This is a genomic window from Hydrocoleum sp. CS-953, assembly GCF_002260545.1.
Taxonomy (GTDB): domain Bacteria; phylum Cyanobacteriota; class Cyanobacteriia; order Cyanobacteriales; family Microcoleaceae; genus Trichodesmium.
Genome location: NZ_LGSU01001121.1, coordinates 1 through 7,025 on the forward strand (window position 1 = coordinate 1; position 7,025 = coordinate 7,025).

A 7,025-nucleotide genomic window follows, 5' to 3' on the forward strand; every position below is an offset into this window, starting at 1 on the left:
GTAATAGACATATTTATTTTAGATCGATAAATTTTTTTGCGACTAAATAAAAATATATGACTGTAAATTAGTCTATAAACATAGGCTGAAAATTTTACTACTTTTTTTATCTAAAATCTAAAAACCCCAACGTTATAGTTATGAACGTCTTATATGTCACCACAACAGAAGCAGCATTTCTACTTAATATTTCTACAGGTAGATTACGATTGCTGCTGAATCAAAAGCGAGTCATCGGTGCGAAAAAATTTGGCAGACTTTGGAAGATGCCCCTCAACCATCGGGGAATGCCAGAGATTATACCTGGTCGTCGCGGTCCAGAAGGAAGTTGGAATAAATTTCAACGAGAAGCCAAAACTATCGTTCATGTGTTGCGAAAAACCATAGATTACAACAGAGATAATGGAACTGCTTATCCAGCGGTTGCTGTGAAAGTGGGGGGTAGAAAGGATTATTGCCATGCTCTGAAAATTAAAGGCGATTGCCAAATCGTCTATCAACCTCATCAACCCAATAGAAGTCAAGCCGGAGGTGCCCGTTTGTGGATTGAAGTAGAACCAGAAAATATAGTAGAGCGGGTATATTTTTCAGATGGAGATTATGGTCCGCCTCCAGAAGTAGTTCAGCAAAGAGCGAGATTCAAGAATAAAAAATCAAAAGTTAAAAAGAAAAAGCCGAAAAAGAAAGGTAATAAGAAAAGAAATTAAGTAATTTATATAAATAGTTAGTTTGAGAAGGAAGATTTTTGAGCAGTATCTATGTTCTGTTATATTTTCTGGTGTCTAGTTTTGGCTGTTTATCTAAATTAAAGATGTAGCGATCGCCAAAATAAGTCTCAATCTTATAGCTTACCTTTGGAGGTTAATAAGTTTAGTTAAGAAGCAATCTTAAAAAAGCAAAAATCCCAGAATATAACTATATTATTGAGTCTGGGAGTGTCAAAGGAGTCAACTTTTTGCATCTCAAATATTGAAGTCTTGATATTTAAAGCAAAAATTTTCACCTACTGCTAAAAGTAGATGAAACAGACGTTTAATAATGTCATTTAGTTTTCCTGATATATCGTCTTAATTTTTTCTCAGGTTAGACTTTATAGTTGGAAAGTTTTTGAATTATGTATCTAAACTAGCATTGTTATAGCAAGAGGAATAACTCTTTTAACTCCTTCCTTCACTACTTCAGTTACTGCTGTTTCGCTACCTTTACCTAGTAAAGACTTACTCCAAGTTTTCAGATTTTCTTTGAACGAAGGATTTTTATTGGCTCTATCTGCTAATTCTTCTGCTGCTTTTTGTTCAGCTTCTTCAGCAGGGTAAGTTTTAGAAAGCTGGTTTAAAAGTTCCTGAATTTCTTCAGCAACTTCCGCTAGAGATTACTTTTACTCAGAGGAATATTGTTGAACTTTGCTGTAAAAACCACCTTCTACATCACCTAATACAAAAGGTGAATCAATATTAGTTCCAATTTCGATATGACTTCCAGTGCTTGTAGCATATTTTTTTATAGATTTATCTTCCATATTTGACCTTCTTAATATTCAAAAATTTGTTTAATTAATATCTAAACCTCGTTAACAACATTGCCAGTTACAGTCCCCCAATAATAGGATAACTAATGTTCTTTCCAATTTTAAAATTAACAGAATCATCTATTGTCATTGTATCAAAGTTGAAATTTATAGCCTCATTTTATTCACCATTCATCACATTGTATAAAACTAAGATTACCTTCTTAATGAAGTCTTCACTGCGACTAACAAAAGTTCTTTTATCTCCTGAATTAGTGTAAATAGTCATACCATATTTTCCTGAAGTTTTGTTGATATGGTGTTGATAAAGTAACCAAATACCTAAAGCCATAATTAAAGCTCCAAATATTCTCGCATATATGTCGGGAACAAGAAGCAACATAAAACCCACAAAAGGCAAACTCCAATACCATTTAGGTGTCTGCTTCACAGTGGTGCGATTGACCAAACCAATACTTGTAATGTTGCTAATTTGATAAACAACATTCCCGTATATTAAAGTTTTCCCTCTAATTTTGATAATTGATGTTTGAATTTCAACTTGCTCTGTTGATGTTGAATTGTCTAGTAAAAAATCACCAAGCATTATTGCTACCTCATAGTAGTTCTTATAATTCAGATAGAATACACTACTCATAACTCTATCTTTAAATTATACCAACACAACTCTCTATAAATTAGAACTTAATTTGTATTTGGGATTTTAGATTGTTTGAACTACTTGTTAATATTAACTTTTCCCTATTCCCTGTTCCCAGTTAAGTTTTTCCTATCAACCTACTTTCATACCTTAATTCAGCAATGCCGCTTTTCACAACTATTTCACTGAATTTTAGTATATCAAAATTTNGGATTTTTTGAACTACTTGTTAATATTAACTTTTCCCTATTCCCTGTTCCCAGTTAAGTTTTTCCTATCAACCTACTTTCATACCTTAATTCAGCAATGCCGCTTTTCACAACTATTTCACTGAATTTTAGTATATCAAAATTTATTTTGCAGCTACTTTATAGATTCACTATAACCTCTTCAACAATTAGCTTTTCTAGTCAAAATTAATAGTAAATCTAGATGATAAACATATGTATAAAATGTCTATTTCTCTACAACTTCAAACTTAACTGTTCATCCGGGGGACTAAAACCCAAATGCCTCCAACCTGCCGAAGTCACAACTCTCCCACGAGGAGTACGCTGCATAAATCCAATCTGCATCAAATATGGTTCATAAACCTCTTCAATAGTTTGAGCATCTTCCCCGGTCGCTGCTGCCATAGTCTCCAAACCAGCAGGTCCGCCATTATAATTCTCAATCATCGTCCTCAATAAATTACGGTCAGTCCAATCCAACCCCAGAGGGTCAACATTAAACAACTCCAAAGCTTCACCTGCAACCTCAGCATTTATCGGAGTTAACTTTTTCACCTCGGAATAATCTCTCACTCGCCGAAGTAAACGATTAGCAATTCGAGGCGTACCACGGGAACGACGAGCAACCTCCTCAGCACCATCCTCTGTAATATCTGTATTTAAAAGTTTTGCCGCTCGAATAATAATTAAACTCAGTTCATCAACCTCATAAAACCGTAACCTCTGAATAAGTCCGAAGCGATCGCGCAGAGGGGAAGTTAAGGAACCGACTCTAGTAGTTGCTCCTACTAGAGTAAAAGGTTTGAGAGGGATACTTCTAGTCTTAGATGTTTTACCTTGTCCGACTGTAATATCTAGTCGAAAATCTTCCATCGCCGGATATAGAATTTCTTCTGTCATTTTAGAAAGGCGATGAATTTCATCTATAAATAAAATATCCCCTTTTTGTAAACCTACTAGCAAACCAACTATATCTCTAGGTTTCTCAATGGCAGGTGCAGTAGTAATTTTACAATTAACCTCCATTTCGGCTGCCAATATTAGAGACATAGTAGTTTTCCCCAATCCCGGCGGACCATACAAAAGTAAATGGTCTAGAGATTCTTTTCTAGATTTAGCTGCCGAAATAGCAATATTCAATACTTCTTTCAGGTCTTTCTGTCCAATATATTCATCTAATCTTTGAGGTCGGATTTTTTCTTCATTTTGATTACCACTTTTTTCTTCAGTAGTTGCCTCTGCTTCTAATAAAGCTTCTACTTCGGCTGTTTCAGTTTGAGATTTTGATTTTTTTGTTTTATATCTAGTTTTTTTTTCGGAGGCTAAGAAAATGTCATCATCTGGCCTTTCTGGTTGAGGAGATTGTTTTTTAGAAGAGATTATGGCCATAACTAGAAAATGAGAGCTAAGTTATTTATTGACTATCATACTAGAAAGTATATTTAAGAAAATGTCCCAAACTATGAAATCAACATCATTGTCCGTAAAAGAAAATATAACATTTGAAGAAGCACTCGCCTTAACTCAAGAAATTATGTCCGAGATGGAGACAGACCAGCTATCGGCAGCGAAGATAGAAGAATTAATTGGAGATTTAGTCAAGAGGAAAGATACTGCTAGAGCATTTTTTGCTATTTATTTGAGAGGTCCTAGACCGTTAGTAGATAATCCCTCACCATCAATTATCAGAGCCTTAGAATCATCTCCAGAAACAGTGACAGAGTTATTAGTCAAAAGTCTGGCCATGTCTTCTGGGATGGTTGTCCACCATCAACGAAACCAAGACCAAGAGGCAGCTAATGAATCACAAACAGTGCGATCGCGAACCAAGAAACTAATAAAAAGTGTAAATATACCAGGCTTATCAGACAATATTCTGGAATTATATCAAGCTACAACTACTGGCCAGGGAAATTACACAGACTTTCTCAAACGTTGGGGCTATGATACTGAGCAATTAAAGGCAATTGAGCAAGCAATAGAACCCTTACTGAACTAAAATAGTTGGAATTATAACTCCCGATTGCTTTTCCGTAAATATCTAACAGGAAAAAAGTGATATTCCTGGATGAAAGTATTATTTTAGGTGCTCATATAAATCAACTTAAATAGTTATACTTAGACATTTTCTAGGAGAAAAAATGGCTGTTTCCACAGCATTTTGCAGGAAACGTCAGTCTATAGCAATTCCCAAAAAGAGTGAGGTACAAAATTCCTTGGTTTTAGGGAGTAGGGAGTAGGGAGTAGGGAGTAGGGAAGAAGAGAAAACTTTTCAATAAAGAATCATAAGTTAGTAGTGGTTGAGAAGGAAGAATTAAAACAGTGAGGAACTGCTCACCCGCCACTAATTTTTCATTAAAAACTATCACCTTNTAGTTATACTTAGACATTTTCTAGGAGAAAAAATGGCTGTTTCCACAGCATTTTGCAGGAAACGTCAGTCTATAGCAATTCCCAAAAAGAGTGAGGTACAAAATTCCTTGGTTTTAGGGAGTAGGGAGTAGGGAGTAGGGAAGATGGGGAAATGGGGAAATGGGGAAATGGGGAGTAGGGTAGGAGAAAACAACTGTACCTCAGAAAGAGTGAGAAACGCTATATAAGAAGAAATTATGTCAATCCCATAAAAATGGCTATAGCTATTGTTCAATAATGGATAATTGATAATTACCTCTTCCTTTTAGGAAGAGGATTGAATAAAAGGAAAATTTTTTCTCTCTTTCGGTAATTAAGGATTTATACTTTTTGAGGTAAAAGCTTTTACCTGTCTATAGCAATCCTCCGCATATTCGTGGCAAAAATCTTAGTGCTTTTTAGAGAACAGCTCCAGAAGGCAACAGGTAGGAGTTTCAACTTTTTTATTTACTTTTTTAATTACCCGCAACCTCTGCACGGATTGCTATATATTTAAGTCTATTTTCGGGAACTATATTTGTCTAAGTGCCAATAGTATCACAAATAGTTTTACACTAATCCTGTGAAATAATAGCCTGAAAAGCTTGTTAGTAATAGTTTTCAGACTAAATAATCTTGTTTTTAACTGTTAACTTTTGAATCGATGACTTTTGACTTACTAATTGCTTCTTGCATAGTGGAGGGAAAGAGTACATTATATACATTTAACATCAAGCAACTTTGCTTGAGTGTGGTGTAGAGGAGAAAAACGGAAATAAGTAGGACTATGAAAGGTATTGTCCGCAAAACTAGCAGGGTTAGTAGTTGGCTAACCGTGGTAAATACTCATTGGTTAGTTAATCTAAACCTGCTCTTCACATTAGTACGAAGAGACTTAGAAGCTAGATATAAAGGCTCAATTCTTGGCAATTTATGGCCACTACTCAATCAGCTATCCCAACTTTTAATTTATACCTACGTCTTCTCAATTATTCTTAAAGTTAAGCTAGACCTAAAAGGATTACCAGAAGATAGTAAGTTAACCTTTGGATTATGGTTATTTGCAGGATTAATACCTTGGTTGGCTTTTACTAATGGATTGACTCAAGCTTCTGGATGTGTCATTAGACAGCCCAATTTAGTTAAAAAAGTAGTTTTTCCCCTCAGTTTATTACCCTTAGTTCCCATTCTTTCAACATTTATAGAAAGTACATTTGGATTAGTAGCTTTAATAGGAATGGTTTGTATATCATCTGGGGTAATAAATCAAACATTATGGCTATTACCTGTAGTGTTTATACCTCAACTTTTATTAACAGCAGGTTTGGGATATTTTACTGCTGGATTAACAGTATTTTTGCGAGATATTCCCCAGACTTTAGGGGTAATTCTAAATCTTTGGTTTTACATTACACCAATAGTATATCCTGCATCTGTAATTCCAGAAAATTGGAGGATTTGGGTATTTTGGTGTAATCCTTTAACAGCGATCGCCGAAGTATATCGTGACCTAGTTTTAGTAGGAGAAATTAAACACTGGGGAGAATTAGGAATTGCTGCTTTAATGTCTATACTAATATTTTATTTTGGTTTGTGGGTTTATCAAAAATTACGTCCTGCTTTTGCCGATGTTTTATGAGTAAGCATTCAGTTATCAGCTATCAGCTATCAGCTATTAATTTATTGCCTTTAGAGGTTGAATGTATCAGGAAATATGAAAAAATAAGATAGGAAACACTTAACTGGGAACAGGTATGGAGGTATGGAGGTATGGAGATATGGAGGTATGGAGGGAAAAAAACAATTATTTGTTATCAGGAACTTCAAAACTATAGTCATTTCAAATAAGGATGAAACACTTTTTTTACTGAAACCCTTTCAAGCAAAGAAACACTCGTCCCAGTCTTATTCAGAATGACTATAGCAATCCTAAATAGATCGCGACAAATCAAAAAGTAGATAAAAAAGTTGAAACTCTTACCTGTTCCCTGTTGCCTAAAAAGCAGTAATATTTTTGCCATGAATATGCGGAGGATTGCTATATAACTGATTAAGTATGAATAGTTATACCTCTTCTCTCTGTAGAGTTATTTCAATCCCTTGCCTTATTCAAGCTAGTTGATTGAGTTGTGAAACTTTTTTATTAATACTTATTTGACCAACAGTCTATTATAGCAATAATTAGTATTGAGAGATTAAAGGAGAATTAAATATATTGAAAAGCCTGGTTTAAAGG

General features: G+C 34.7%; 6 protein-coding genes. 3 read left to right on the top strand and 3 right to left on the bottom strand.

From position 1 onward, the window contains the following. Positions 1-140 precede the first annotated feature (140 nt). Entirely contained in the window at positions 141-707 is a 567-nt protein-coding gene (locus AFK68_RS17300) for a DNA-binding protein (protein WP_143437978.1), read from the top strand. A gap of 671 nt (positions 708-1,378) precedes the next feature. On the opposite strand, the gene AFK68_RS36950 is transcribed toward AFK68_RS17300, so the two are convergent. From AFK68_RS36950 to ruvB, 3 genes are all read right to left on the bottom strand, one after another. Next, positions 1,379-1,519 carry a hypothetical protein gene (locus tag AFK68_RS36950; RefSeq protein WP_168186522.1) on the bottom strand — a complete coding sequence of 47 codons (141 nt, stop codon included), beginning with the start codon at positions 1,517-1,519 and terminating at the stop codon, positions 1,379-1,381. 169 nt (positions 1,520-1,688) lie between these two features. Further along, positions 1,689-2,114 carry a DUF6232 family protein gene (locus AFK68_RS17305; protein ID WP_094673849.1) on the bottom strand — a complete coding sequence of 142 codons (426 nt, stop codon included), beginning with the start codon at positions 2,112-2,114 and terminating at the stop codon, positions 1,689-1,691. A gap of 518 nt (positions 2,115-2,632) precedes the next feature. Beyond that, on the bottom strand, positions 2,633-3,787 hold the full coding sequence (ruvB, locus tag AFK68_RS17310) for a Holliday junction branch migration DNA helicase RuvB (protein WP_094673850.1): 1,155 nt from the start codon (positions 3,785-3,787) through the stop codon (positions 2,633-2,635). Between the two features lie 73 nt (positions 3,788-3,860). Between ruvB and AFK68_RS17315 the strand changes: the two genes are divergently transcribed. Both AFK68_RS17315 and AFK68_RS17320 read left to right on the top strand, forming a co-directional pair. Next, a complete protein-coding gene (locus AFK68_RS17315) occupies positions 3,861-4,397 on the top strand; it encodes a hypothetical protein (protein WP_094673852.1) in 537 nt (178 codons plus the stop codon). Positions 4,398-5,576: 1,179 nt separating this feature from the next. After that, positions 5,577-6,428, top strand: coding sequence for an ABC transporter permease (locus AFK68_RS17320; protein ID WP_094673851.1), 852 nt, complete (start codon positions 5,577-5,579; stop codon positions 6,426-6,428). Positions 6,429-7,025 lie beyond the last annotated feature (597 nt).